The organism is Micromonospora sp. NPDC050495, from assembly GCF_040655175.1.
Taxonomy (GTDB): Bacteria; Actinomycetota; Actinomycetes; order Mycobacteriales; family Micromonosporaceae; genus Micromonospora.
In genome coordinates, this window is sequence record NZ_JBFAJK010000005.1 from 29,888 (window position 1) to 55,281 (window position 25,394).

The following is a 25,394-nucleotide window of genomic DNA, read 5'->3' on the forward strand; positions in this document are numbered from 1 at the left end:
GGCCCCGTGGCCCGGATGATGGAGACCGTTCGTCTGTCGTAGTCGGATTCAACCCGTGAAGGGGCGGCGCGACCAGGCCACGACTGGTTAGCTCTTCTGAGTGACGGACTTTGATCAGGGCATCTACGAACATCTGATCACTCAGCAGGTTGCGGGACAGCTCCGGCACCTCGATGCCGTCCGGATCCAGCAGGAGCAGCTCGATCCCGGCGACGCACACGACGTCCTCGCCCGTCACATCTCGGCCCTCGTCCGTCGTGCCCTGCTCGCCGTGCCCGGGGGCGACGACAAGGTAGAGAGGCAGGTCGAGCTGGCGAACCGGATTGCCGCAAGCATCGCCGCCGCCGGCCCTCGCGTCGTTACCCGGGATGACCAGGTCGCCGACTCCCACCGGCTGCTGTATGCGATTGCCGCGCCGCCCACACCACCGGCGCTGCCGGCCTTCCCCCAGCGTCCCGCCACTCCCCTGGCCACTGGCGCCCTTCTGGTCAACGGCCGTCATCAGCCGCGGGTTGGCCACGAGGTCAGCTACGAAATGGCGTCGGCCGGCTCCGTCGACCTGCTGTGCGCGTTCATCAAATGGCACGGCCTCCGCTTGATCGAACCCGCCATTCGCGAGTTGACGGCGCGCGGTGGTCGTCTCCGCGTCATCACCACCACCTACCTGGGCGCCACTGACCAGCGTGCGGTGGACCGTCTCGCCGAGTTGGGCGCCGAGATCAAGGTGTCCTACGAAACCAGGACTACCCGTCTGCACGCCAAGGCCTGGCTGTTCCGCCGCAGCAACGGGATGAGCACTGCCTATGTCGGCTCCTCCAACCTCTCCAAGTCGGCGTTGGTCGACGGCCTGGAGTGGAACGTCCGGATCTCCAACGTCGAACAACCGCATGTCATCGATACGTTCGCCGCGACGTTCGAGGACTACTGGAACGATCCGGCATTCGAGGCGTACGACCCGGCGAGGGATGGCGAACGTCTCGGGCACGCGCTGCGCGGCGAGCGAACCGCCGGCGATGACGCCACGGAGATCGCGAACCTGGAGGTCCGGCCGTACGGGTACCAGCGGGAGATCCTTGACGACCTGACCGCCGAGCGTGAGGTGCACGGCCGGTGGCGGAACCTAGTGGTGATGGCTACCGGCACCGGCAAGACCGTCGTCGCCGCGTTGGACTACCGCCGGCTGCACAAGGTCGGAAAGGTGGACTCGCTGCTGTTCGTGGCGCACCAGGAACAGATCCTGCGGCAGAGCCGGTCAACGTTCCGGCAGGTGATGGGCGACGGCAGCTTCGGCGAGCGGCTGGTCGCCGGGGAGAGGCCGACGCGGTGGCGACACGTCTTCGCCTCGATCCAGTCGCTGCAACGGCAGGACGTCGACCCCGATGCCTTCGACATGGTGATCGTCGACGAGTTCCACCACGCCGAGGCGAAGACGTACGCCCACCTCCTGGAGTGGCTGCGACCGCGCGTACTCCTGGGGCTGACGGCGACCCCCGATCGAGCCGACGGCCGCGACGTACGGCGGTGGTTCGACGGACATGCGGCCGTGGAACTGCACCTCCGGGAAGCGCTAGACCGGCAGTTGTTGGCGCCCTTCCACTACTTCGGGCTGCACGACGACGTGGACCTGTCGCATCTCGCGTGGAAGCGCGGGCAGGGCTACGACCGGGGCGAGTTGGAGAACGTCTACACCGGCAACGAAGCGCGGGCACGGCTCGTGCTGCGCGCCGCCCAGCGCCTCGCTGACGTCCGTCGGATGCGGGCGCTGGGGTTCTGCGTGAGCATCGGGCATGCCGTCTTCATGGCCGAGTGGTTCAACCGCCACGGCGTGCCGTCGGCCGCGGTTACCTCGGAAGTCGGTCGGCCAGTGCAACAAGGACTGCTTCGCGACTTCAAGAGCGGCAAGCTGCGGGTGCTTTTCACCGTCGACCTCTTCAACGAGGGCGTCGACCTGCCGATGGTCGACACGATCTTCCTGCTGAGGCCGACCGAAAGCGCCACCATCTTCCTTCAGCAACTCGGTCGTGGCCTGCGCCTGGACGACGACAAGCCCTGCCTGACGGTGCTCGACTTCATCGGCGGGCAGCACGCCAACTTCCGGTTCGACCTGCGCTGGCGCGCGCTGGCCGGGGTCGGCCGCCGCGAGGTGTACGACGCGGTTGAGCAGGGCTTCCCGACGCTTCCCAGCGGGTGCCACATCGAGCTGGATCGGGTGGCCAAGGAGGTCGTGCTCCGCAACCTGGAGCGGGCGGTCCCGTCGTCAAAGAACAGCATGGTCGCCGAGCTACGACAGCTCGGGGACGTCTCCTTGTCGGAGTTCCTGCGGGACACCGGCCTGGAAATCGAGGACGTGTACCGCTCTGCGACGTTGGGCGGCTGGACCGGCCTACGGCGGCTCGCTGGTGTGGAGACCTCGACACCGGGGTCGGCTGACCGAGAGCTGGCGAGGGCGATCGGACGCATGCTGCACACCGACGACCCGGACCGCCTGGCGTTGTGGGAGCAGGTCGCGGCCGGCGGTCCGGTGCCCGACGGTCGACTGCTGGACATGCTGCACTTCAGCCTGTGGGGGCCGAACGTGCCGCTGTCGCAGCGAGAGCAACGGTTGGCGCAGCTCTGGGCCGAGCCCGCGCGGTGCGCTGAGTTACGCCAGGTCGCGGGGGTGCTGCGGGAGCGGATTCACCGGGTCACCGAGCCGGTCGGGTTGGGGCGGGTGCCGCTGCGGGTGCACGCCCGGTACAGCCGCAACGAGGCGTGCGCGGCGTTCGGGATGCCGAACCCGGGATCGCTGCGGGAGGGCGTGAAGTGGCTGCCCGACGAGCGGGCCGACATCTTCTTCGTGACGCTGCTGAAATCCGAGCAGCACTACTCGCCCACCACGATGTACGCGGACCGGGCGGTCACCGAAACGCTGTTTCAGTGGGAGTCGCAGAGCACCACGACCGCTGCGTCGGCAACCGGGCAGCGGTACATCCACCACGAAAAGCAGGGGTCGACGGTGCACCTGTTCGTGCGGGAAACCAAGGTGGCCGAGGGAAACATGGGTGTGCCCGCCTACCTGTATGCCGGGCCGATGGCGTATCGGGAGCACACCGGCGAGCGGCCGATGCGGATCATCTGGGAGCTGGCCCGTCCCCTGCCCGCCGACATGTACGCAGCCGCCCGCGCGATCGCCGCTTAGCTAACGGTCGGAACGCCGTCGCTGCTCGCCACCGCGCACCTCAACCGTCCCCTCGTCGAACTCGGCTGAGCCCAGCGACTACCTGGCCGACACCACCTGCCGGACCAGGGCCTGCATCCGCGTCCGGTCCGCAGAGTTGGCAGACATCTGCTTGAGACCGGCCGCTGCGGGCGTGCCGAAGAACCGGTGCAGCACGTCGGCGGCCTGGCGCCCGGTGATGCTGGTCGGCCAGTCAGCGGCTCGCAACCCGGCGGCGTACGCCGCGTGGATGAGCCGCCACAGGTCGACCGCGTCCTTGGCGGCGAACCGGCCCCGGTAGGCGAGGGCCTTCAGACAGAGCGCGGACGTCACGTCCGGGAGCGCGAGGCGCAGGCTCAGGTCCACACCGCTGGTGAGCTGGACGCGGACGTCCAGCAGCTCGGCGGGGCGGTGCAGGGCGAGTATGAGGCCGGGCACCTCGTCGACCACCAGACCGCCGTGGCGCTGGTTGGGCACCAACGCGCCCTGGTACGACGGCGCGAGGATGTCGATCACCAGGCTCAGTTGGCCGTCTGAATCGTCCGTGTCGCGCGCGAACCGGTTGGCTGCCTCCCGGGATCGGTAGCCGCGCTCGATGAGAGCTGCCGGGAGGCGAGGGTCGGCGATGACGGTGGGCAACGCGGCGAAGTCGGCATCAGCGGTCTCGCGCATCGGCACGTGCGCGGAGACCCCGTGCAGTGCCACGAGCAGCGTGACCATGTGGCCACCGACGATCCGGTAGTCCAGGTCAAGGGAGGTGGTGATGTGGGCCAGGTCCCCGAGCGTCAGAAATCCGGCGTCGGCGGCCCGGCTGGTGGAGACGAGGGAGACAGGTCGAGGCTCGGCCGGGACCGGACGCGCCGGCATCGGCCCGGTCATGCCGCGTACCCCCGCTCACGGTGACGGCGGCGGAGCGCGTCCCACACGCGCTGCGCCGCCTCCTCGCTGTCCGGGCCCGGCGAACGCCGCACGTCCCAGAGGATCTGCAGTGGGTCGGCAAGGGGAAGACCGACCGTTACCTCCTCCACGGACGGCTGCCACAGCCCGGGGTCCTTCGGCACGGTGAATTCGAGCGTTGCCTCCTCCTCGCCTGCGGGGACAAAGCCCGCACCGGCCAGGTCCACGCCGGTACGGGCGTAGAGCATGGCGCGAGCCGGGGCACGCCAGGGAGCGATGATGTCAGCCGCGACGTCTCCGGATACCGCCACGCCGGGCCGATCGGCTGCCGCGACCAACTCGACCACCGCCCGGGCCTGCTCAACGACTGGCGGCAAGCCGTACCAGTACGTGCTGATCCCACCCGGCCCGGGATAGCTCCCCAACCACCACCGGATCGCCGCATCGATGTCCCGGACCGTCCACCCGTTCGACGTGCGGTGCACGATCTCCTCCTCGGCAAGGGCACGCAGGGCCTGGGACACCCGGGGCTGGGAGACGCCGGCGAGGGCGGCCAGTTCATGCTGGCTGGCGTACGGACGCTGAATCATCCGGCGAACCAGGGTGAAGGTGCCCCACGGCACCGGGCCGGGCTTGGCGGACCGCTTAGCCGCTTCTGCCGGCGGCTGTAGGACGATTCGCTCCCTGCCGATGTGCAGCACACCCGCAATCCGCTGGCCGCCCTCGGCCAACCAGGACCAGCCCGCCGCCTCCACTGCTTCTCGAACGCCGGGCGTGGCCGCCGGAACGATGATCAGACAAGGTTCAGCATGGCGGCTGACCAGGGCAGCGATGTCACGAGGGCTCAGCGGGGTTGGGGACGCAATGACGGTCAGCGTGGCGCGGGTGTTGCCGTACGTCAGCTCGACGCGGTCAGCGTCGCGCGGAATGAGCACGACACCGGCTTCCGTCACGGCCAACCAGGCGGTCGTCGATATAAGCATTACCCGGACTCCTTTGGTAATACTTATACACCCCGTGGGCCGGGCTCGTCGCTGAACAGGCGCGCCACGCCGTCACCGTTGCGACCTCAATGCGCCTCAATCCGGCATCGCCTGCTCGTCACCCGGCAAAGGGCTGCGCCGGGAGGCCGACGCCGGCGTCCGGGAGCACGAGCACGGAGCCGGCGAGTGGTTGATCGGCCAGCGACGCGTCGTCGAGTCCGTGGCGCGCGGTGGTGATGAAGAGATCCGTCAGGGCCGGCCCGCCGAACGCGCAGGCGGTCGGTTGGCTGACCGGTACCGGGATGATCCGGTCGAGCGTGCCGTCGGGGGTGTACCGGTGCACGGCCGAACCACCCCACAGGGCCACCCAGACACAGCCGTCGGCATCGACCGTCAGCCCGTCCGGCGCCCCATGACCGGCGTCCACCGTCGCCAGCGGTCGGCGGCCGTGGACCAGGCCCGTACCGGCGTCGACATCGAAGACGTCAATGCGGTTGGTCGCGGTGTCCACGTAGTACATGCGGCACCCGTCCGGGCTCCATCCGATGCCGTTGCTGATGGTGACGTCGTCAAGGACCACCACCACGTCACCAGCGGCGTCCACCCGCCGCAGCGTCCCGCCGCCCGGCGCGGCGTCGTAGCGCATCGTCCCGGCCCACAGCCGCCCGGTGGGGTCGACGGCGGCGTCGTTGCCCCGCACGCCGTCCTCCGGCCAGGTGACCAGCCAGTCGAAGCCGCCAGCCGAGTCGTACCGGCCGATGCCGTCGCGCAGGTTGACGACCAGGCCGCCGGCGGATCGCGGCCTGGCGGCACCGACGTGTTGATCCGCCCGGAGCACGTCGTCGGCTCCGGTGGCGGGATCGAGCTGGTGCACCTCACCGTCGAGAACGTTCACCCAGATCAGCCGGCTCGCCGCCGGGTTCCAGGTCGGTCCCTCGCCCAGGTCCGCCTCGACCTGCTGGGCGACATCAAGCTTGCTGATCGTCACGGCTTGCCCTCGTTCCAGTTTGGCCATGCTGGCCCCTCCGCACCCGTACCGGTGGGCGGACACGATAGCCCGGCTGGGGACCTGGAGACGGTGCCCCGGGCCCATTATTGCTTTTTTATGAATACTTCTTGACGGGGCTGTTACCCGGCTGCCAGGGTGATCAACGCCTCGGCGCGCAGGGCGCCGGCCAGATGGGGTCGATGCAGGCCACGGCACCGCGTGGTGCCGAGGGCAGTCGGTCGCCGTACTGAAAGGAGCTCGTGCGTCATGAAGCGCACCCGTTGGGCGGCGGCCTCCGCCGCCGCCCTCGCCCTCGCCTCGATGCTCACCGCGTGTTCGTCCGGGCAGGCCGACACCGCCGCCGGCAGCGGCGACAGCAAGCCGAAATCCGGCAAGATCAAGATTGCGTACCTGCAGAAGCAGGGCGACCAGCAGTACTTCGTGGACGAAGGCGCCGGCGCCAAGGCCAAGGCAACCGAGCTGGGCGACGTCGAGGTCAGCATGTTCGACCTGGGCACCGACTCGGACAAGGCGATCAACGCCCTCGACCAGGTCATCGCGCAGAAGTTCGACGCGATCGCCATCGTCGTACCCGACCAGCTCATCGGCCCCCAGGTCATCGACAAGGCGAAGCAGGCCGGCATCCCCCTGATCGCCTCGGACGACGGGATCAAGGACGCCGCCGGCGCCGAGGCGCCGTTCGCCGGCTTCGACGGCGCCGCCATGGGCGAGAAGGTCGGGACCGAGGCGGGCACGCTGTTCAAGCAGTCCGGCTGGTCGGCGGCCGACACCCGGATCATCAGTGCCTTCAAGCAGGACCTGTCGGTGTGTCAGGACCGGGTCAACGCCGCGGACAAGGCCTTTGCGGCGGCCGCGGGCGCCGAGGTCAAGGTGATCAAGCTCGGCACCGACAACTCCGCGGTCGACGCTCAGAACAAGACCGGAGCGCTGGTCACCGCGAACGCCGGCGTCAAGCACTGGATCGTCTACGGCTGCAACGACGAGAACGTCTCCGGCGTGGTGACCGCGCTGGCGAACGCCCGCTTCGGCGCCACCGACGTGATCGGTGTCGGCCTCGGCGCCTACCTCGCCTGCAAGGACTGGCAGGCGGGCACCGCGACCGGTTTCAAGTCAGCTCTGTTCATCGACGGGCGCGAGGTCGGCGCATCGGCGGTGCAGGCACTGGTCAAGAAGGTGCGCGACGGTGTCGACCTGCCGGCCAAGACCGTGGCCAACACCGCGATCGTGAACAAGGACACGTGGCAGTCCGCCGGGGTCAAGTGCAGCTAGCGCGGGGAGCCGGTGCTGGGGCGGGAGATCCGGTCTCCCACCCCGGCACCGCCCTGTTCGACAGCGATTGATCTCCCTGCCGACCTACCCGAGAGGAGGTGTCCCTGTGCTGCGTCTTCGCGGTCTCTCGAAGAGCTTCGCAGGCCTGCCTGCCCTGCGCGACGTCAGCATCGACTGCAACCCCGGCGAGGTGCTCGCGCTCATGGGCGAGAACGGTGCCGGCAAGTCGACCCTGCTGAAGATCCTGGCCGGCGAACATGTGCCGGACAGCGGAACCGTCGAACTCGACAACGAGCCGCTGCCGCTGGGATCCCCCACCAAGGCCCGGCGCGCCGGTATCCGGATCATCAGCCAGGAACCGGAGATCATCCGCGACGTCTCCGTGGCCGAGAACATCTTTGTCGGCAACGTGTCCACCGGCGGTGGACGCCGGTTCGACCGGAAGAGGCTGACCGCCGCCGCCCACGAACATCTGCGCCGGCTCGGCTTTGCCGGACTGCTCCAGCCGGAGGCGCGGGGTCAGGACCTCTCCCCGGCACAGCGCCAACTGGTCGAGATCGCCCGTGCGCTCGTGGACACGCCCAAGGTGCTCGCCCTCGATGAGCCGACCTCGTCGCTGACCGACCGGGAGGCCGACGCCCTGTTCGCGCTGGTCCGGCAATTGCGGGACAGTGGCGTCGCGGTGATCTACGTGTCCCACCGGATGGCCGAGATCTTCCAGCTCGCCGACCGGATCGCCGTCCTCCGCGACGGCGCGCTGGTCGGCGAGCGGTCCACGGCCGCGACGGCCGAGAACGAGGTCGTCCGGCTCATGGTCGGCCGTGATCTGTCCGGCATGTTCGTGCGCGCGCACGCGGCCGACGAACGGGTGGTGCTCACGCTCGAGGACGTCACCACCGACGACGTCAGCGGGATCAGCCTCCAGGTCCGGGCCGGTGAGGTCGTCGGCCTCGCCGGGCTCGTCGGCGCCGGACGCTCGGAACTGGCCCGAGCCATCTTCGGCGACGTTCCCCTCCGTTCTGGCCGGGTGCTCGTCGACGGACAGCCGATCGAGCTGCGCTCGCCGCGCGATGCCATCGATGCCGGGATCGGGCTCGCCCCCGAGGAGCGCAAGGCGGACGCGCTGCTGCTCGAGCGCTCCGTGCGGGACAACGCGTCGCTGGCCGTCCTCGACCGCCTCAGCAGATTCCGCTTCGTCCGCCGCGGCGCGGAACGTGAGCTCGTCGAGGGCCTCGCCACGCGACTCCGCGTGCGTACCCCGTCGATCGAGCACGAGGTCGAGAAGTTGTCCGGCGGTAACCAGCAGAAGACGGTGCTGGTCCGCTGGCTGGCCCGCAAGCCGAAGGTGCTCATCCTCGACGAACCGACTCGTGGCGTGGACGTGGGCGCGAAGGCGGAGATCTACGCGACCATCGACGCGCTTGCCGCCGAGGGCGTCGCCGTGCTCGTCGTCTCCTCTGAGCTGCCGGAGGTCCTCGGCCTCTCGGACCGAATTGTCGTCATGCAGAACGGCCGAATCACGGGCGAGCTGACCCGCGGCGAGGCGACCGAAGAACGCGTTCTCGCCCTCGCCATGGCCGACCACCTGACCGGAGCTTCCTGATGACCCAGACACAGAACGACCAGCGACTGGACCACGCGGCCGAGCCCGGAGCCGTGGGTACGAACGGGGCCGCCGCTCGGTTCGCCCGGCTTCGGGTTCCCTTCAACCAGAACACGTCGCTGCTGATCGCGCTCGCCGTGCTCGTCACGATCATCGGAGTTCAGGCGCCCGAGTTCTTCGGCTCGGCCAACCTGCGCACGATCGGCACCACGATCGCCATCGCCGGTGTCCTCGCGGTCGCCCAGACCATCGTGATCATCATCGGTGGCCTGGACATCTCGGTCGGCTCGATCACCGGCCTCACGTCGGTGACCTGCGCGATGGTCTTCACCTCCGCCGGCGGCCCGTTCCCCGGCCTGCTGTCCGCGCTCGCCGCAGGCCTCGCGTGCGGGCTCGTCAACGGGGTCATCATCGTGTACGGCCGAGTCAACCCGGTGATCGCCACGCTCGCCACGCTCGCCGCCTACAAGGGCATCGCGCAGTTGATCTCGGACGGCCGGGCGCAGGGCTACACCGGCGCCGACCCCATCTTCATCTTCATCGCGCGCGGCTCGATCGCCGGCATCCCCACGCTCATCTGGGTGTTCGCCCTGATCGCGGTGGCCGCGCACGTACTGCTCAAGTACACCGACATCGGCCGGAACCTGTACGCCATCGGCGGCAACGACAAGGCGGCCCGGCTCGCCGGCGTCAACCTGAACCGCTACATCATCGCCGCCTACTGCCTCACCGGCGCCGTCGCCGGCTTCGCGGGCATCCTGCTGACCGCCAAGACCGGCTCGGGGCAGCCGGTGTCCGGCAGCGAAGGACTCGAGCTGTACTCCATCACCGCCGCCGCCCTCGGTGGTTGCGCGATGCAGGGCGGTCGCGGCACGATCCCCGGCACCGTCCTCGCCCTCGTCCTGCTCGGCGTACTCGAGAACGGGCTCAACATCCTCGGCGTCAACTCCTTCTGGCAGAACGTCGCCAAGGGAAGCCTCCTCGTCGCCGCGGTCGTGATCCAGCAGCGGCGCTCCGGCGAACGACGGATCGGCCTGCCCCGGTGAGCCAGCAACCCACGCCTACCGTGCCCGGCGGCCGGGGTCTGCTCTCCGGTCGGGTCGCGGTCGTCACCGGCGCGGCCTCCGGAATCGGTGCCGCCGTCGTGGACCGATTCACCGCCGAGGGCGCAGCGGTGATCGCCGTGGACCGGGTACCCGACGTGACCGGCTCCGGCGCCGCGTCGGTCCGGAGGCTGGTCGGTGACGTGTCCCAGGCCGCCACCTGGGAGGCCGTCGCCGACCTCGCCCGAGCCGAGTTCGGACGGCTTGACGTCCTGTTCTCCAACGCCGCCGCGATGGTCACGGCCCCCGCGCACGAACTCGACGAGGCGGACTGGGACCGGCAACTCGCGGTCAACCTCAAGGCCGCCTACCTCGGTGTGCGCTCGTGCCTCGGGCTCCTGCGCGCCAGTGGGCACGGGTCGGTCGTGCTCACGTCCTCGGTGCACGCCACGCACGGGCTGCCCGGCCATCCCGCGTACGCGGCGTCGAAGGGTGGGCTCCTCGCGCTGGCACGTCAGCTCGCGGTCGAGTACGGACCGGATGTCAGGGTCAACGCCGTCGTGCCCGGGCCCATCCTCACGCCGGTCTGGGACGGCATCGACCAGGCTGCCCGCGACCGCAGCGTCGCGGCTACCGCGGCGCACCGGTTCGGCCGTCCCGACGAGGTCGCGGCCGCGGTCGCGTTCCTCGCCAGCGACGAGAGCTCGTACATCACCGGCACTACGATCACCGTCGACGGCGGCTGGTCGGCAAAGAAGGACTCGGCGTGAGCAACTACCCGGACCGTGGCCTCCACGGGCACCTCGTGCGGGAGGTCGGTCGCCGCATCATCTCCGGCGAGTTCCCACCCGCCGCGACCATCGAGATCGACCGCCTGGAGCGGGAGTACGACGTAAGCCTCACCGTGGTGCGCGAGGCGATGCGCGTCCTCGCCGCGAAGGGCCTCGTCGACGCCCGGCCGAAGCGCGGCACCTTCGTTCGGCCACGCACGGACTGGAGTCTGCTGGACCCGGACGTCCTGCAGTGGCAGTTCGAGGGCGCCGACAATGACGCGTTCCTCGCCAACCTGGCGGAGGTACGGCTCATCGTCGAACCGCAGGGAGCCCGCCTCGCCGCGGCCCGCCGAACCGAGGCGGACCTGGACGCGCTCGAGGCCGCACTCGCATCCGTGACGGCCGAAACCACCACCGAGACCGTCATCGACGCCGACCTCGCGTTTCACCGCGCTCTGCTCGCCGCGACACACAACGAGCTGCTCGTCCGGATGGAGCACATCATCGAGATCGGCCTACGCACGCGGGATCTCATCGTGCACGCCCAGGGCCACCGCGACGACTTCCTACCACCCCACCGGGCGGTGCTGGACGCGGTACGGGCCGCCGACGGCGACCGCGCCGAGCAGGCCATGCGGGCACTGCTGGAGCAGGCCGCGCGCGACGAGCGCCAGCTGCGCCCATGAAGATCACCCGCATCGAGACCTTCCTCGTGCCACCGCGGTGGCTGTTCTGCCGCATCGAGACCGACGACGGCGTGGTCGGCTGGGGCGAACCGGTCGTCGAGGGGCGCGCCGAGCCCGTACGGGCCGCTGTCGAGGTGCTTGCCGAGCAGCTCGTCGGGCAGGATCCGCTGCGCATCGAGGACCACTGGCAGGTGCTGACCAAGGGTGGGTTCTACCGTGGCGGACCGGTGCTGTCGTCCGCCGTCGCCGGGATCGACCAGGCCCTGTGGGACATCGCCGGCAAGACCTACGGCGCCCCCGTACACGCACTGCTCGGTGGCCCCGTACGTGACCGGGTCCGGATGTACGCCTGGGTGGGCGGCGATGAGCCCGCGGAACTCGCGGAGGCCCTCACGGCACAGGTCGAGGCCGGCTTCACCGCGGTCAAGATGAACGCCACCGGCCGGTTCCCGAGGAGCGGATCCCTCGGCGACATCCGCGCCGTCGTCGAGCGCGCGACACTCGCGCGCGACGTGCTCGGACCGTCCCGGGACTTCGCCCTCGACTTCCACGGCCGGGTCACGGCGGCCGACGCCCGCCGCGTGCTCCCGCTGCTCGAGGAGCTGTACCCGCTGTTCGCCGAGGAACCGGTGGTGCCCGAGCACTCGCACCGGCTGCCGGACGTCGTGGCAGCCACCACGATCCCGATCGCGACCGGCGAACGCCTCTACTCGCGGTCGGAATTCCTGCCGGTCCTCCAGGCCGGCGTGACCGTTGTCCAACCTGACCTCTCCCACGCCGGCGGCATCTCCGAGACCCGGCGCATCGCGGCCCTGGCCGAGACGTACGGCGTACACCTCGCGCCCCACTGCCCGCTCGGACCCATCGCGCTGGCAGCCAGCCTGCAGGTCGCGTTCGCGACGCCGAACCACCTCATCCAGGAGCACAGCATCGGCATCCACTACCACACGGACGCCGGGCTGCTCGACTACCTGGTCGACCCCGCGGTGTTCACGTTCGTGGACGGGTACGCGCGGCGGCTCGAGCGGCCCGGCCTGGGCATCGAGGTGGACGAGACCGCCGTACGGCGCGCCGACCAGGCCGGCCACGCCTGGCGCAACCCCATCTGGCGACACGACGACGGCTCGTTCGCCGAATGGTAGGGAACACCCCGGCGGCCAGGCGGGTCCCGCTGACCGCGGAGGTCGACCTCGCCCTTGGTGGTCGCTGGACCTCGCTGGCGGGCGGTGGCCGCGAATGGCTGTGGTCCCGCGCGGATCCGGCGCGCGGGCACGTCCGGCCCGGCGCGGATTTTGTCGATGTGGGTGGGCTCGAGGAGTGCGTTCCGACCGTACGCGGCAGGCCGGACCACGGAAGTGCGTGGTCGCGACCCTGGCGGCACGACGGGGGAGATGCCGTCGTCGACTGCGCCGACTTCGTGCTGCGCCGCCGGATCGAGCACGTCGATGGGGCCGTTGTGGCGTCGTATCGACTGTCGGCGGACCCGGGCTATCGCTTCCTGTGGGCGGGCCACGCGTTGCTCGACGTGTCGGATTCGGCCCGACTCGTCGCCCCACCTGGCACGCCGGCGCTGGTCTACTCCGAGGCTGCGGCCGTCCTCGGCGATGCGTGGCCGACCGGTGCCACGACGATGACGGGAAGCTGGCCGGAGCCGTTGGGGTTGCCACTGTCCCAGCTCGGACCGGCCGACGGCTCGGCGGTGGGGGCGATCCTCGGGTGCGCCGAGGTACGCGTCACCGACGGGGCGGACACGCTCCGGATGCGGCTCGAGGTGGACGACCAGCCGGCCGGTACGGCGCTGTGGCGCAACCTCGGCGGCTTTCCGCCATCGGCGCCGTACCGCAGCATCGGAGTCGAACCGATGCTCGGCGGTGTCTTCGACCTGGCCGAGGCCGCACCACACGAAGCGGCGACGGTGCCGGCGTCCGGTGAAGTCGCGTGGCGGCTCGTCATCTCCGCCGAACGGACCGGCCGATGACCGCGCTGTCCCGGGCGGCCGGTGGCCGCCGACACGTCGTCGGCGGCCACCGGTATGCACGCGATGGCGGCTACTGAACACTCACCCGCTGCTGGTGGTAGTTCTTCCCCTGCCCCTCGGGCTTGTAGTTGCCTTCCACGTTGCCGGCGATGTCGATCGAGAACCAGTTCACCGTGGTATCGCTGGTCACCGTGATGTTCTGCACCCCCTCACGCATCCCGGCCAGCGCCAGCTTCGGCGAGTCGTACGTCGGCCGGCTGCCGTCCAGCGTGTAGTACACGTTCGCCGGCTCACTGGTGCGGAAGGTGAACGCCGTCGCCCCCGGCTCCCGGCCGACGACCTCCAGCGACGTCCGGGGCTGGCTCTTGTCCGTCGCGTACGCCCGGGCCACCTCGAGGATCGCGATGTTGCCGTTGGCGAACTCCATCGCCTCCTCGTGCCCCTCAGCGAACGGCGGCTGGAAGCCGACCGCGCTGAACCGCCCGGTCGCCGGGTCGTAGATGTCCGCGCCCACCTCGAAGTCCCAGCCGATGATGCCCCGGTTGTACCAGTGCTCGTCGGCGCTGTTGCCGGCCGCCGAGTAGAGCACGTCAGTCACCGGCCCGGTGCGGCCCGGCCAGATCGCCGTGCCCCGGTATTCCTGCACCCGGGACAGGATGTAGTCCGACGAGGTCCAGAAGTACGCCTCGGTGCCCTGGTCGACCCGCGGCAGCACCTCCCGCCCCTCGGCCTTGTACGCCCCCGGCGGCCACATGAAGTACCCGCCGTAGGAGTGGGTGTTCATCGAGAGCTTGATGTTCGGGAAGTGGTCGACCAGCCACACCTCGTTGCGCGCCTCCGGCTCCGACAGCTCCGCGGGGCCGGCGTACGTGTCGCTGACGCAGTTGGTCGCCGACGCGCCGACGTAGCCGTCGAAGACGGACCCGACCGAGAAGTTCCGGTTGACGTCGACGCCCCACGAGTTGCGGCGGCCCGGGTCGGCGTTGGTCGCCGGGCAGTGGTTGGTCATGTTCCGCCGCTGCATGTTGAAGTCGTACATGCTGTAGTGCGCGCCGTCGGGGTTGACGACCGGCAGGATGAAGATGTCCAGCCCGTCGACGATCTTGCGGGTGTCCGGGTCCTTGGCGTAGTTGCGCAGCAGCCGCTCGGCGGACTCCACGCAGACCAGCGGGGTCACCCATTCCCGGGCGTGCTCCTGGCAGTAGAGGAAGACGCCGACCTTCGAGCCGTCGCGGTGCTTGCCGATCCGCAGCACCTTCATCTGGAACGGCTCGCGGGACACGCTCGCCGGCGCCTTCAGGTTGTCGGTCAGGCTGGTCGCCGGGGCGGCGGCCAGCACGCCGGCGCCGGCGTTGCCCCGGTACGTGCTGGCGGTGAGCAGCGCGGCCGCGTCGGTGTTGCCGTTGACCGCGGCGACGACCTGCGCGGCCGTGCTGCTGGTCGCGCCGGCGCCGTCGGTGGCCAGGCTGACCGTGACCGCCTTGCCGGCCACGCTGACGGTCAACGGGGCGTTGGCCGCGCCCGGGTCGACCAGCGCCATGGTGAGGTCGTTGCCGCCCTGGTGCCCGTACGCGGTGGAGGTGACGTAGAGGGTGCTGGCGGCGGCGGTGCCGAACTGGGCCTGGGCCTTGCGCCGGTAGCCGTTGGTCTTGTACGGCAGGTCGATCAGCTCGGTGAGCGTGGGGAACTCGGCGGCCAGGCCGGTGAACCGGGCGGTGACCTCGGTCGGGTCCAGGTAGTGGTCGACGAAGTCCGACACGTACGGGTGCTTGCCGGGGTTCTTGCGTGGGCTGCCCAGCCACGTGGTGACGTCGACGGTGGCCGATCCGCCCTGGCTGCTGGTGATGGTGGCCCTGGCCGGCTTGGCGGTGATCGGGACCGGGTTGCTGAACCGGTGGTACAGGTACTGGCCGGCGTCGGTGAACCGGGACATGGTGGCGGTACCGCCGGAGCCGACCTGCGTGCCGGGCCCGCTGTCCCAGCTCGCCGTGAGCACGGTCGTGGCGTCGGTGCCGGCGCTCGACTTCACCTCGATGTTGAGGAAGAGCTGGTTGTCGAGGCTGGTGAACCACTCGGCCCGCAGCACGGTGAGGGTGTCGGCGCCGGCCGTGGCGGCGGTCGCGGCGCGGATGGCGGCGGACCGTTCGGCCATGTTCCGGGCGTGGTCGCTCTGGTCGGAGATGGCGTCCCGCACGTCGAAGCCCTTGTCGCGCAGGGCCTGGCTCTCCTCGGAGCTGAGGACGGCGTGCACCTCGATGCCGTCGTCGACCGGCTTGACGTACTCGGCGAGGTCGACGCCGAGGTCGGTGAGGCGGTCGATGCCGGACCTGTCGGCGACGACGATGCGCATCAGGCCGACGCCGTCCTGGTTGCCGGTGGAGGCTCGGTCGGGGGCGACGGTGCGGTCCGTGGTCGGGTTGGCGAAGCCGGGGGCGCTGACGGCGAGCGCCAGGGGCAGGGCGAGCAGGGCGAGGAATCGGCGCGGTCCGTGGGATCTTCCTGTACTCCTCATGAGAGTCCTTCCGGCGAGCGATCCAGAAGGCCGTGCGGTCGGGGTGGCCGATGGACCACCCCGACTGCACCGGCTACGCACAGCGTGGTCGCCGTCTCACCATCAGTCAAGATCGATGGGTAAGGATTTCGGTCCGCGCCGCGCGTTACACGTTCGCCATGCTGGCCGGCTCCGGCGGCGCCTGCGGCTTGCCGCCGGGCCGCTCGTCGCCGTGCCCGGGCCACCATGCCTTGTGCCCGATCAGCGCGGTCAGCGCCGGCACGAAGAACATCGACATGACGAACGCGGAGAGCACGATGCCGATCGCCACCGCGAAGCCCATCTGCTGCAGGAACGAGATCGGCGCGAGCATCAGCACCGCGAACGTGCCGGCGAGGATCAGGCCCGCCGCGGCGACCGTGGGCCCGGCGTGTTCCACGCCGATGGCGGCTGCCTCGTGGGGCTCGTTGCCCTCCCGCGCCTCCTCCCGCAGCCGGGCGATCATGAGGATGTTGTAGTCGGTGCCGATCGCCACCACGAAGAGGTAGAGGATGATCGGTAGCTGGAAGGTGATGCCCGGCTTGCCCTGCAAGCCCTGGAAGAGGTAGACGGTGGCGCCCAGCGTCGCCGCGAAGTTGAGCAGCACCGCGATGACCAGGTAGATCGGCGCGACCAGGCTGCGCAGCAGCAGCGCGAGGATGAGCGCGATGAGGGCGGCCGCCACCGGCAGGATGACCGACAGGTCCCGGTTGTTGGCCGAGTTGATGTCCGCGAAGATCGAGGTGGTGCCGCCGACCAGCGCCTTCGTGCGCGGTGGTGCCGCGGCGTGCAGGTCGTCGCGCAGGTGGTCGCGGACCAGCGTGATGGCCTCGTTGGAGACCGGGTTCTCGTTCAGCAGCAGGTTGACCCGGGCCACGCTCGGGTCGTTGCTGCGCTCCGGCGGCTGCGCCTGGCCCACCCCGGGCGCCTTCGCGGCGGCCGCCGCGAACTCGTTGAGCTGCTGGTCGGTCAGGGGCGTGCCGTTGTCGGTGGTCAGGTAGACCTCGGTGGGGGCGAGCGCGCCGGCGGCGAACCCGCGCTGCAGGTCGGTCGCGGCCTTCGCCGACTCGGTGTCCTGCGGGAAGCCGGAGCTGAAGTCGTAGTCGGCCTGGTAGGCCAGCGATCCGGCGGCGAGCGCCACGAGCAGCGCACCGGACGCGGCGGCGACGAGCGCCGGACGGCGTCCGACCACCTTCCCGAGGCGGCGGGCCAGGTTGGCCTCGGGGGTACGCTGCCACGCCTTCGACGGCCAGAAGACGTACCGGCCGAGCAGCGAGACCAGCGCCGGGACCAGGGTGAGCGAGGTGATCAGCATGACCCCGACGGCGATCGCGAGCGCCGGGCCGAGCGAGCCGAAGAAGCCCAGCGAGGCCAGCAGCAGCACCAGGAACGCGACGATGACGGCGCCGGCGGCCGAGGTGATGACCTCGCCGACCCGCTGGACGGAGACCACCATGGCGGTGCGCTTGTCGTCGCCGGCGCGCAGCCGCTCCCGGTAACGGAAGAGCAGGAACAAGATGTAGTCGGTGCCGATGCCGAAGAGCACGATCAACAGGATGGTCTGCAGGTCCTGGCTGACGTTGAGGTCGAACGCCTTGCCGGCCGCGGCGACCAGGCCGGTGGTGACGGTCAGCACCAGGCCGACGACCACCACGGGCAGCAGCGCGGCGATGGGGCTGCGGAAGATAATCAGAATCAGCCCGATGATCAGGACGATCGTGGCGACGCCGACCACGGCGAAGGCCTGGTTGAAGGTGTCCTCGTTGTCGACGAAGCTCGCCACGTCGCCGGCCACGCCCGCGGTCAGGCCGCTGCCGGCCAGCGCCGGACCGAGGTCGGCCCGCAGATCGCGTACGGCCTGGAGCAGGGCCGGGTCGTCCGGCGTCTTCGCGTCGAGCCCGACGTTGACCACCTGCACCGACTTGTCCGGCGCCACCGCCTGCGGGCCGGTCAGGTAGCCGGAGGTGCTGGGAATGTTCTTGGCCTTGAGCGTCTGGGCGACCTCGCCCACCTTCGCCTCGTCGGCCGGGGTGAGCGGCTTGCCGTCGGCGCGCTTGACCACGATGGCCGCGGTCGCGGCGACCTGCTGCGGGAAGACCCTCTTGGCCAGCTCGGCGGCCTGCACCGCCTCGTAGGAGTGGGGCAGGAAGCTGCCCTGGTCGGCCGAGGTGATGTCGCCCAGCGACGGTGTGGTGCCGATGATGGCGGCGGCCGCGACCAGCCAGCCGACGATCACCCACCACGCCCTGCGCACCACGAACCGGCCCAGCCGCTCGAACATGTGTTGTTTCCCCCCGTGTGTAGGGCTTCACCGACGTCAGGGGCGGTGAGCGCCGATGCTCCGCCCGTCACGGTGCGGGGAAGCCTCCGCTACCCCCGGTGCATGCTACCGGCCGCTGCCAATCCTTTTCGGACGGCCACATTGATGCCCGCGTGTCCCGGGCCATCCAGGAACGTGAGCAGCGCCTACGTCCGACCGGGCCGGCCGGCACGGTGGCGGGCGCGGGAGGGCGGGCCGGCGCCGCCGGCCGGCCCGAGGGCGGGGCGCGGCCGTACCGGAAAGGTGGTGTCTGCCGGAACCGGCGGCGGACCGGCGTCGCGGTCCCTAGCCTGGCAGGCGGGGACCCAGTCCGGACGGTCGGAGGGCGTCGTGGCCAATGCGATCTGGAACGCCCTGGAGGGCGTACGCGAGGTGGAGATCACCGTGACCGGCCGGCGGACCGGCCGGCAGATCTCCCACCCGGTGTGGTTCGTCCAGGAGGACGACAACCTGTTCCTGGTGCCGGTGACCGGCTCGGACAGCCAGTGGTACAAGAACGTCCGCCGCACGCCGATGATCCAGGTGGCGGCGAACGGCACGGCGCTGAGTTCCAGCGTCACGCCGATCACCGATGCCACGCAGGTCGAGCACGTGGTCGACCTGTTCCGGGCGAAGTACGGCGCGCAGCGGGTGAACGAGTACTACCCGAAGCACGACGTCGCCGTCCAGATCCCCCTCGGCTGACCCGACGCGAGGCGGGAGCGCCGGGTCGTGAGCCCGGCACCCCCGCCCGTGTTCGTTCGGGCCGGTCAGCCCTCGTGCGGGCCCTCGCTGACCCGCCGCACGTCGACCTCGACGTCGATGCCGTGCTGGACGAAGACGTCGACGAAGCGCTTGGCCCACTCGACCGCCTCCTCCTTCGACCGCACCTCCACCAGGCCGAAGCCGGCGATCAGCTCCTTGGTCTCGGTGAACGGCCCGTCGGTGATGGTCTTCTTGCCCTTGGTGGCGGTGATCCGCGCCGACTCCTCGCTGCTCTTGCAGAGCCCTTCGGCGGCGACCAGGATGCCGGCCTTGGCGACCTCCTCGAAGTAGGCGCCCATCGTCTGCATGAACTCCGGGGTGGGCTCGAAGGTGCCCGGAACGGACTCGTCGAGCTTGTGCATCATCATGTAGCGCATCTCAGTGCTTCCTCTCGTTGATCGTGTGCAGAGAAACGGCGGTGAGCCAGCCGAGGACGAGGGCCGAGCCGAGGACCATCCGGACGCTGATGCTGCCCTGGTCGGGCCAGGCCATCACGACGACCGTGGCCAGCGCGACCAGCACCGACAGCAGCGCACCCAGCCGGCCGTAGCGTCGGGCGAACACCAGGCAGGCGATGGTGAGCGACCCGAACGAGAGCATCGCGCCGACCCCGTGGCCGTAGGAGTGCCAGCTCATCGTCGGCGGGTTGCCCGCCGGCGCGCCGGCCGGCCAACCCATGCTCGGATCGGGGCGGAGCACCCCGGCGATGATCAGGCCGACGCCGAGGACCGCCACCAGCGCCGGCCCCCACGTCCCGGCCGGCTGACCGCGCAGCGCCCGGCGGAGGCCGACCGCCCCGGCCAGGGCCAGCAGCCCGGAGACGACGAAGTTGCCGATCTGGAGCCAGCCGTACTCGCCGAGGGTGAGCAGGCTGAGCGGCTGCCGGCTGAGGTCGAACCCGTCGCGGGTGAACGCCTGGGCCAGGCCCAGCCCGACGAACAGCGGCCCGGCGGTGGCCCCGGCCCGCAGCAGCGTCACGGTCCGGACCGCCGGCGTGGTAGCTCGGGTCAGCGTCGTACTGGTCATCTCGGTCTCCTCATCGGTTGGTCTCGCTGACGCGTCGCACGGGCCGACCGGGATCCGACATGACTTCTCAAGATTTTTTCGGGCCACACTCCGCGGCCCGGGACAGCAGCAGGGCACGCTCCCGGGCGTTGCCGGTGAGGGCCGCGGCCCGCTCGAACTCGACCCGGGCCTCGTCCTGCCGGCCGAGCTTGACCAGCAGGTCACCGAGCACGCTGGGGAGCAGGTGGTAACCGGCCAGCGCCGGCTCCACGGCCAGCTTCCGGACCAGGTCCAGGCCGGCGGCGGGCCCGTCGGCCTGGGCCACCGCGACGGCCCGGTTCAGCTCCACCACGGGTGAGGGCACCAGCCGGGCCAGCTCCGCGTAGAGCGTCGCGATCCGCGCCCAGTCCGTCTCCTCGGGGGTACGCGCCCGCGCGTGGCAGGCCGCGATCTCGGCCTGGAGGGCGTACGGGCCGGGGTGGTCGGTGTGGGCCCGGTCCAGGGCGGCCAGGCCGCGCCGGATCAGCCACTGGTCCCAGCGGCCGCGGTCCTGGTCGTTGAGGAGGATCGGCTCGCCGTCCGGGCCGGTGCGGGCGCGGGTCCGGGACGCCTGGATCTCCAGCAGCGCGGCGAGGCCGTGCACCTCGGGCTCGTCGGGCATCAGCCCCTGCACCAGCCGGGCCAGCCGCAACGCCTCCTCGACCAGGGCCGGGCGCATCCAGTCGTCGCCGGCGGTGGCCGAGTAGCCCTCGTTGAAGATCAGGTAGACCACTTCGAGGACCGAGTCGAGGCGTTCGGCGCGTTCGGCGGGGCCGGGCACCTCGAACGGGACCTTCGCGGCGGCGAGGGTCTGCTTGGCCCGGGTGATCCGCTGGCCGACGGTGGGTTCGGTGGTCAGGAAGGCGCGGGCGATCTCGCCGGTGGTGAGGCCGCCGACCAGGCGCAGGGTGAGCGCGGCGCGGGCGATCGGCGACAGCACCGGATGGCAGGCCACGAAGATCAACCGGAGCAGGTCGTCCTCGATCCGGTCCTCGACGGCGGCGTCGAAGTCCGGGGTGTGCTGCTCGTCCAGGTCCCGGCCGAGCTCGGCGAGCGTACGCTGCTGGGTCTGCCTGCGGCGCAGCAGGTCGACGGCCCGGCGCTTGCCGACGGTCATCAGCCACGCGCCGGGATTGTCCGGTACGCCGTCGCGCGGCCACTGCTCCAGCGCGGCGACCAGCGCGTCCTGGGCCAACTCCTCGGCCAGGCCGACGTCGCGGACCAGCCCAGCGAGGCCGGCGACCACCCGGCCCGACTCCATCCGCCACACCGCCTCGACGGTGCGCCGCGCCTCGGATTCCGCCATGGGACGTATCACAGCAGCTCACGCCCGCCGGCAGAAGGGCGGGGTGGGCGGCGGGCGGGGAGTGTCGTAGCCGGCTCGTAGCCTGGCGCGGTCCCGACGATCGCAGGGAGGCGACATGCTCGACCACTTCTCCGTCATGGTGCGCGACCTGGCGACCAGCGCCGCGTTCTACGACGCGGTGCTCGCCCCGCTGGGCGGGCGCCGGCTCATGGAGCCCGGCCCCATCGGCTACGGCGTCGACCGTCCCGACTTCTGGCTGGTGCCCGCGGCCCCGGAGGCCGGTGCCCCGCTGGAGGCGCACATCGCGTTCACCGCCCCGGACCGGGCCGCCGTGCGGGCGTTCCACGACGCCGCGCTGGCCGCCGGCGCGGAGGTGCTGCACGCGCCCCGGGTCTGGCCGGAGTACCACCCGACCTACTACGGCGCGTTCGTCCGCGACCCGGACGGCAACAACGTCGAGGCGGTCTGCCACCGCCCCGAGTGAGCGCGCCCTCGGCCGATGACGCGCGGCGGCGCTGGACGCCTGCGCGACCGGGGCCGACCCGGGGCCGCGTCACCGGGCACGATGAGCGGGTGGACATCGAGCCGGTCGAGGTGGCGCCGACCCGGACGTTCCCGTGGGCGTCGCTGCGGCAGCGCTGGCAGGACCTCACCTTCCTGCACTGGGCGGTCGCGCCCGAGGTCGTCGCGCCGCTGCTGCCCGCCGGCACCCGCCCGGACACCGTCGACGGGCTCAGCTACGTCGGCCTGATCGGGTTCCGGATGGTCGGGCTGGGCCTCGGGCGCGGCCCCGGGATCCCCTACTTCGGCACCTTCTGGGAGACCAACGTCCGGCTGTACTCGGTCGACGGCACCGGCCGGCGGGCGGTGGTGTTCCGCTCGCTGGACGCGTCCCGGCTGGTGCCGGTGCTGGTCGCGCAGCTCAGCCTGCGGCTGCCGTACAAGTGGTCGGCGATGCGGCTGGACCGCGACGGCGACCGGCTGACCTACCGCTGCCGGCGCCGCTGGCCCGGCCCGCGCGGCGCCGCCAGCCGGATGACGGTACGGGTCGGCGACCCGATCGCCGAGCCGACGCCGCTGGACCACTTCCTCACCGCTCGTTGGGGCCTGCACACCCGGGCGTACGGACGCACCCTGCACCTGCCGAACTGGCATCCGCGCTGGCCGTTGCACCGCGCCGAGCTACTGCACCTGGACGACGAACTGGTCACCGCCGCCGGCCTGCCACCGATGCCGGGGCCGCCGGTGAGCGTGCTCCACTCCCCCGGTGTGCCGGTGGTGTTCGGCGGCCCGATGGCGCTGCGCCGACGTCTGCGGTAGCGCGGCGCCGGCGAGCAGCGGGGCCGGTCAGCGCAGCGGGTCGTGGGTGCCGCGCGGGACCGGCGGGCGGCAGCGGCGTACCCGGTCGGCGGCCAGCCGGCCGCCCACCGCGAGGCCGTACTTCTCGACGGCGGCCAGGCCGTAGGCGCTGCACGTGGGGGTGAAGCGGCACTGGCCGGGCCAGCGTTGCGACAGCCAGCGCCGGTAGCCGAGGATGGCGGCCCGGCCGGCGCGGTCGACGACCGGGACGCGGGTCGCACCGGCGACGAGCGCGCCGAGGGTGAGCAGCGTCGAGAAGAGGCCGAAGTCGCAGCCGCCCGGGCCGTCACAGTCGCAGAATCGGCAGTCGGGCAGGTCGCAGTCGCACCAGTCCCGGTCCTTCTTACGGCGCTTCCGCTTCAGCTTGATCACGACGCCATGATGGGGCACCCGCGCCAGCCGATCGGATCGGGTCGGGCGGGGTCGGGTCGGTGCAGGTGGCGGCGCCTAGCGTCGGAGCCGTCAACCAGGAAGGGGTATCGGGTGCTGGAGCGGCTCAACCAGGCCATGGATCATCTCGAACGGCACCTCGATCAGCCGCTCGACGTGGCCGTGCTGGCCCGGATCGCCGCCGTGTCGGAGCACCATCTCCGGCGGCTCTTCTCGGCCCTCGCCGGGCTTCCGCTGTCGGAGTACGTGCGGCGCCGGCGGCTGACCGTGGCGGGGGCGGAGGTCGTGGCCGGGGAGGCGCCGCTGCTCGACGTCGCGGTCCGCTGGGGGTACGGCTCGCACGAGGCGTTCGCCCGGGCGTTCCGGGCGATGCACGGGATCGGCCCGCAGGAGGCCCGGCGTACCGGCGCATCGCTGCGCGCGCAGCCCCGGATGTCCTTCCGGCTCGTCGTCGAAGGGAGCGCCAGCATGGAATACCGGATCGTGGCGAAGGAGGCCTTCCACCTGGTCGGGCGGAAGGCCCGGGTGCCGCTGGTGCACGAGGGGATGAACCCGCACATCGTGGCGTTCGTCCGGGGCATCGACCAGGAGACCGTACGCCGGATCGAGGCGCTGTCGGACCAGGAGCCGCACGGGATCGTCAACGTCAGCGACGACCTGGCCGGTTCCCGGGCGGAGGGCACCGAGCTGGACTACTGGCACGGGGTGGTGACCGGCGCGGAGGCGCCGGAGGACCTGGACAGCCTGCCGGTGGCGGCCGGGTCGTGGGCGGTGTTCCGCGTCGCGGGGGCGTTCCCGCAGGCGGTGCAGCAGCTGTGGCGGGACGTGTTCACCCAGTGGTTCCCGTCGAACCCGTACGAGAGCCGGCCGGGGCCGGAGATCTCGAAGGTCCGGGTGGCGCCGGGCGGGGAGACCGCCGAGGCGGAGCTGTGGGTCCCGGTGCGGCGGGTCTGACCGTCACGCCGCGGCGGCCGCCTGCTTCAGGCAGGCCGGCACGTCGTTGCGGTGGTAGGGGTGTTCGCTGGGCTCGATGCCGGCGAGGAACATCGCGTACACGGCGGCCATCCGCAGCGGGGCGACCGGGCGGAGCAGGTCGACGGCCCGGTGCGGGTCGCTGCCGGGCACGTCGGCCTGCCAGCGGGCGGCCCAGGCGGCGCGCAGCGGCACGGCGGTGGCCTCGTCGAGGGTGTCGGTGAGCCGCAGGATGTCGAAGGCGGGGTGCCCGACGAAGGCGTCCCCCCAGTCGATCAGGGTGCGCCGCCGGCCGTCGCCGCGCACGTTGCCGGGGTGCAGGTCGCCGTGGACGAGGGTGTCGGGCAGGCCGCAGTCGGCCAGCCGGGCGAGCCGGTCGTCGAGGCCGGCGAGCAGGTCGGCCGCGTCCGCGACGTCGTGCGGGGCGAGCCGGTCCCGGATCCAGCCGGCCAGCGCCGGACCGCGCAGGTCGGGTACGCCGGCGGCGAGCAGCGCCGGGACGTCGCCGGCGGCGCGGCGCTGGACGGTGTGCTGGTCGGCGGCGATGGCGGCCCGCTCGGCCGGGTCGGCGGCGTAGCGGTCCTCGCCCGGCACGTGGTCGAGCAGGAGCCGGCCGGTGCCGTCGGCGGCCAGCAGGGTCGGAGCGAGGTCGGGCGCGGCGCCGGCGAGCCAGCGCAGCACGGCGGCCTCGTGCCCGAAGAACGGCGGCACCTGCTTGAGCCAGGCGCTGCCCGCGGCACCGTGCAGCTGCCAGATGGCGGAGAGGTTCCAGGTGCGGTGTTGCTGGGCGGCGGTGACCGGGCGGCCGAGCCGGTCCAGTTCGGCGGCGGCCCAGGCGAGGCTGCGGGCCGGGCCGCCGGGCTCGGCCCAGGGGGCGCGCAGCGGGTGCGGCGCGAGGTGCCCGGGCACCGGCGGCGAGCCGCCGTGGTCCGCGCCCCCGGGCACCGGCGCCAGCGGCACCGCCGGCGGGGCGGACACCTCGGCCAGGTAGGTGAGGTGGCCGCCGGGCGGTTCCGGGCGGTCGGCGGCGAGCAGCCGCAGCACCGCGACGTCGACGCCGTACCGGTGGCGGGCCCCGTCGACGATCGCGCCGACCTGCTGCCACCACGGCTCCGGCACGTCGTACGGGGGCAGGGCGCCCAGCGGCCGGCCGGCGGGGTCGACCAGGACCAGGGTCACGGTGCGGGACACGGGCGGACCCTAACGTCGCCGCCGGCCGGCCGCGAGCGGTTATCGGTCCGGCCCGGGTGGGCGGAAAATCGTCGGGAAAATCCTGGGCCGGATGTCGAGAA

The 25,394-nt window shown here is 71.4% G+C and carries 22 protein-coding genes; 12 read left to right on the forward strand and 10 right to left on the reverse strand.

Annotated features, from left to right (window positions below; translation table 11 throughout):
- Nucleotides 1-100 precede the first annotated feature (100 nt).
- Nucleotides 101-3,178 (forward strand): DUF3427 domain-containing protein, encoded by a 3,078-nt coding sequence (locus tag AB0I11_RS08185; RefSeq protein WP_357315277.1) that lies wholly within the window; start codon nt 101-103, stop codon nt 3,176-3,178.
- Between the two features lie 78 nt (nt 3,179-3,256).
- Here the strand turns inward: AB0I11_RS08185 and AB0I11_RS08190 are convergent, their stop codons facing one another.
- The 3 genes from AB0I11_RS08190 to AB0I11_RS08200 form a co-directional block, all read right to left on the reverse strand.
- Nucleotides 3,257-4,075 carry a hypothetical protein gene (locus AB0I11_RS08190; protein WP_357315280.1) on the reverse strand — a complete coding sequence of 273 codons (819 nt, stop codon included), beginning with the start codon at nt 4,073-4,075 and terminating at the stop codon, nt 3,257-3,259.
- Complete coding sequence (locus AB0I11_RS08195; RefSeq protein ID WP_357315283.1) at nt 4,072-5,076, reverse strand: hypothetical protein; 1,005 nt, start codon at nt 5,074-5,076, stop codon at nt 4,072-4,074. The genes AB0I11_RS08190 and AB0I11_RS08195 overlap by 4 nt, the downstream gene beginning before the upstream one ends.
- A gap of 118 nt (nt 5,077-5,194) precedes the next feature.
- Entirely contained in the window at nt 5,195-6,064 is an 870-nt protein-coding gene (locus tag AB0I11_RS08200; RefSeq protein WP_357315285.1) for an SMP-30/gluconolactonase/LRE family protein, read from the reverse strand.
- A gap of 267 nt (nt 6,065-6,331) precedes the next feature.
- On the opposite strand from AB0I11_RS08200, the gene AB0I11_RS08205 reads away from it, so the two are divergent.
- From AB0I11_RS08205 to AB0I11_RS08235, 7 genes are all read left to right on the forward strand, one after another.
- Entirely contained in the window at nt 6,332-7,354 is a 1,023-nt protein-coding gene (locus AB0I11_RS08205) for a substrate-binding domain-containing protein (RefSeq protein WP_357315288.1), read from the forward strand.
- 106 nt (nt 7,355-7,460) lie between these two features.
- On the forward strand, nt 7,461-8,957 hold the full coding sequence (locus tag AB0I11_RS08210; RefSeq protein ID WP_357315290.1) for a sugar ABC transporter ATP-binding protein: 1,497 nt from the start codon (nt 7,461-7,463) through the stop codon (nt 8,955-8,957).
- Nucleotides 8,957-10,003 carry an ABC transporter permease gene (locus AB0I11_RS08215; RefSeq protein ID WP_357315293.1) on the forward strand — a complete coding sequence of 349 codons (1,047 nt, stop codon included), beginning with the start codon at nt 8,957-8,959 and terminating at the stop codon, nt 10,001-10,003. The genes AB0I11_RS08210 and AB0I11_RS08215 overlap by 1 nt, the downstream gene beginning before the upstream one ends.
- Nucleotides 10,000-10,770 (forward strand): SDR family NAD(P)-dependent oxidoreductase, encoded by a 771-nt coding sequence (locus AB0I11_RS08220; protein ID WP_357315297.1) that lies wholly within the window; start codon nt 10,000-10,002, stop codon nt 10,768-10,770. The genes AB0I11_RS08215 and AB0I11_RS08220 overlap by 4 nt, the downstream gene beginning before the upstream one ends.
- Complete coding sequence (locus tag AB0I11_RS08225) at nt 10,767-11,459, forward strand: FadR/GntR family transcriptional regulator (RefSeq protein ID WP_357315300.1); 693 nt, start codon at nt 10,767-10,769, stop codon at nt 11,457-11,459. The genes AB0I11_RS08220 and AB0I11_RS08225 overlap by 4 nt, the downstream gene beginning before the upstream one ends.
- Nucleotides 11,456-12,601 (forward strand): galactonate dehydratase, encoded by a 1,146-nt coding sequence (gene dgoD / locus AB0I11_RS08230; protein ID WP_357315303.1) that lies wholly within the window; start codon nt 11,456-11,458, stop codon nt 12,599-12,601. Before AB0I11_RS08225 ends, dgoD begins: the two co-directional genes overlap by 4 nt.
- Nucleotides 12,602-12,876: 275 nt before the next feature.
- Nucleotides 12,877-13,437, forward strand: a complete 561-nt coding sequence (locus tag AB0I11_RS08235; protein ID WP_357315306.1) for a hypothetical protein — start codon at nt 12,877-12,879, stop codon at nt 13,435-13,437.
- A gap of 70 nt (nt 13,438-13,507) precedes the next feature.
- Here the strand turns inward: AB0I11_RS08235 and AB0I11_RS08240 are convergent, their stop codons facing one another.
- The gene (locus AB0I11_RS08240) at nt 13,508-15,949 is read right to left on the reverse strand and encodes a M14 family zinc carboxypeptidase (RefSeq protein ID WP_357315309.1); all 2,442 of its coding nucleotides are present in this window, start codon (nt 15,947-15,949) and stop codon (nt 13,508-13,510) included.
- A gap of 145 nt (nt 15,950-16,094) precedes the next feature.
- Nucleotides 16,095-18,248 carry an MMPL family transporter gene (locus AB0I11_RS08245; protein WP_357315312.1) on the reverse strand — a complete coding sequence of 718 codons (2,154 nt, stop codon included), beginning with the start codon at nt 18,246-18,248 and terminating at the stop codon, nt 16,095-16,097.
- Nucleotides 18,249-18,617: 369 nt separating this feature from the next.
- Between AB0I11_RS08245 and AB0I11_RS08250 the strand changes: the two genes are divergently transcribed.
- Nucleotides 18,618-18,971: a nitroreductase/quinone reductase family protein gene (locus AB0I11_RS08250; RefSeq protein ID WP_357315315.1), complete on the forward strand. Its 354-nt coding sequence runs from the start codon at nt 18,618-18,620 to the stop codon at nt 18,969-18,971.
- Between the two features lie 65 nt (nt 18,972-19,036).
- On the opposite strand, the gene AB0I11_RS08255 is transcribed toward AB0I11_RS08250, so the two are convergent.
- The 3 genes from AB0I11_RS08255 to AB0I11_RS08265 form a co-directional block, all read right to left on the reverse strand.
- Complete coding sequence (locus AB0I11_RS08255) at nt 19,037-19,408, reverse strand: YciI family protein (protein WP_357315318.1); 372 nt, start codon at nt 19,406-19,408, stop codon at nt 19,037-19,039.
- Nucleotide 19,409: 1 nt separating this feature from the next.
- Nucleotides 19,410-20,057, reverse strand: a complete 648-nt coding sequence (locus AB0I11_RS08260; protein WP_357315321.1) for a DUF998 domain-containing protein — start codon at nt 20,055-20,057, stop codon at nt 19,410-19,412.
- Between the two features lie 67 nt (nt 20,058-20,124).
- Entirely contained in the window at nt 20,125-21,381 is a 1,257-nt protein-coding gene (locus tag AB0I11_RS08265) for an RNA polymerase sigma factor (protein ID WP_357315324.1), read from the reverse strand.
- Between the two features lie 115 nt (nt 21,382-21,496).
- Between AB0I11_RS08265 and AB0I11_RS08270 the strand changes: the two genes are divergently transcribed.
- Nucleotides 21,497-21,865 (forward strand): VOC family protein, encoded by a 369-nt coding sequence (locus tag AB0I11_RS08270; protein WP_357315326.1) that lies wholly within the window; start codon nt 21,497-21,499, stop codon nt 21,863-21,865.
- Nucleotides 21,866-21,954: 89 nt separating this feature from the next.
- The gene (locus tag AB0I11_RS08275) at nt 21,955-22,701 is read left to right on the forward strand and encodes a DUF2071 domain-containing protein (RefSeq protein WP_357315329.1); all 747 of its coding nucleotides are present in this window, start codon (nt 21,955-21,957) and stop codon (nt 22,699-22,701) included.
- A gap of 27 nt (nt 22,702-22,728) precedes the next feature.
- Here AB0I11_RS08275 and yidD read toward each other — a convergent pair whose 3' ends face one another.
- Nucleotides 22,729-23,112, reverse strand: coding sequence for a membrane protein insertion efficiency factor YidD (yidD, locus tag AB0I11_RS08280; RefSeq protein WP_357315332.1), 384 nt, complete (start codon nt 23,110-23,112; stop codon nt 22,729-22,731).
- Nucleotides 23,113-23,223: 111 nt separating this feature from the next.
- Between yidD and AB0I11_RS08285 the strand changes: the two genes are divergently transcribed.
- On the forward strand, nt 23,224-24,084 hold the full coding sequence (locus AB0I11_RS08285) for an AraC family transcriptional regulator (protein WP_357315335.1): 861 nt from the start codon (nt 23,224-23,226) through the stop codon (nt 24,082-24,084).
- 3 nt (nt 24,085-24,087) lie between these two features.
- Here AB0I11_RS08285 and AB0I11_RS08290 read toward each other — a convergent pair whose 3' ends face one another.
- Nucleotides 24,088-25,293: an aminoglycoside phosphotransferase family protein gene (locus AB0I11_RS08290; RefSeq protein ID WP_357315338.1), complete on the reverse strand. Its 1,206-nt coding sequence runs from the start codon at nt 25,291-25,293 to the stop codon at nt 24,088-24,090.
- Between the last annotated feature and the right edge of the window lie 101 nt (nt 25,294-25,394).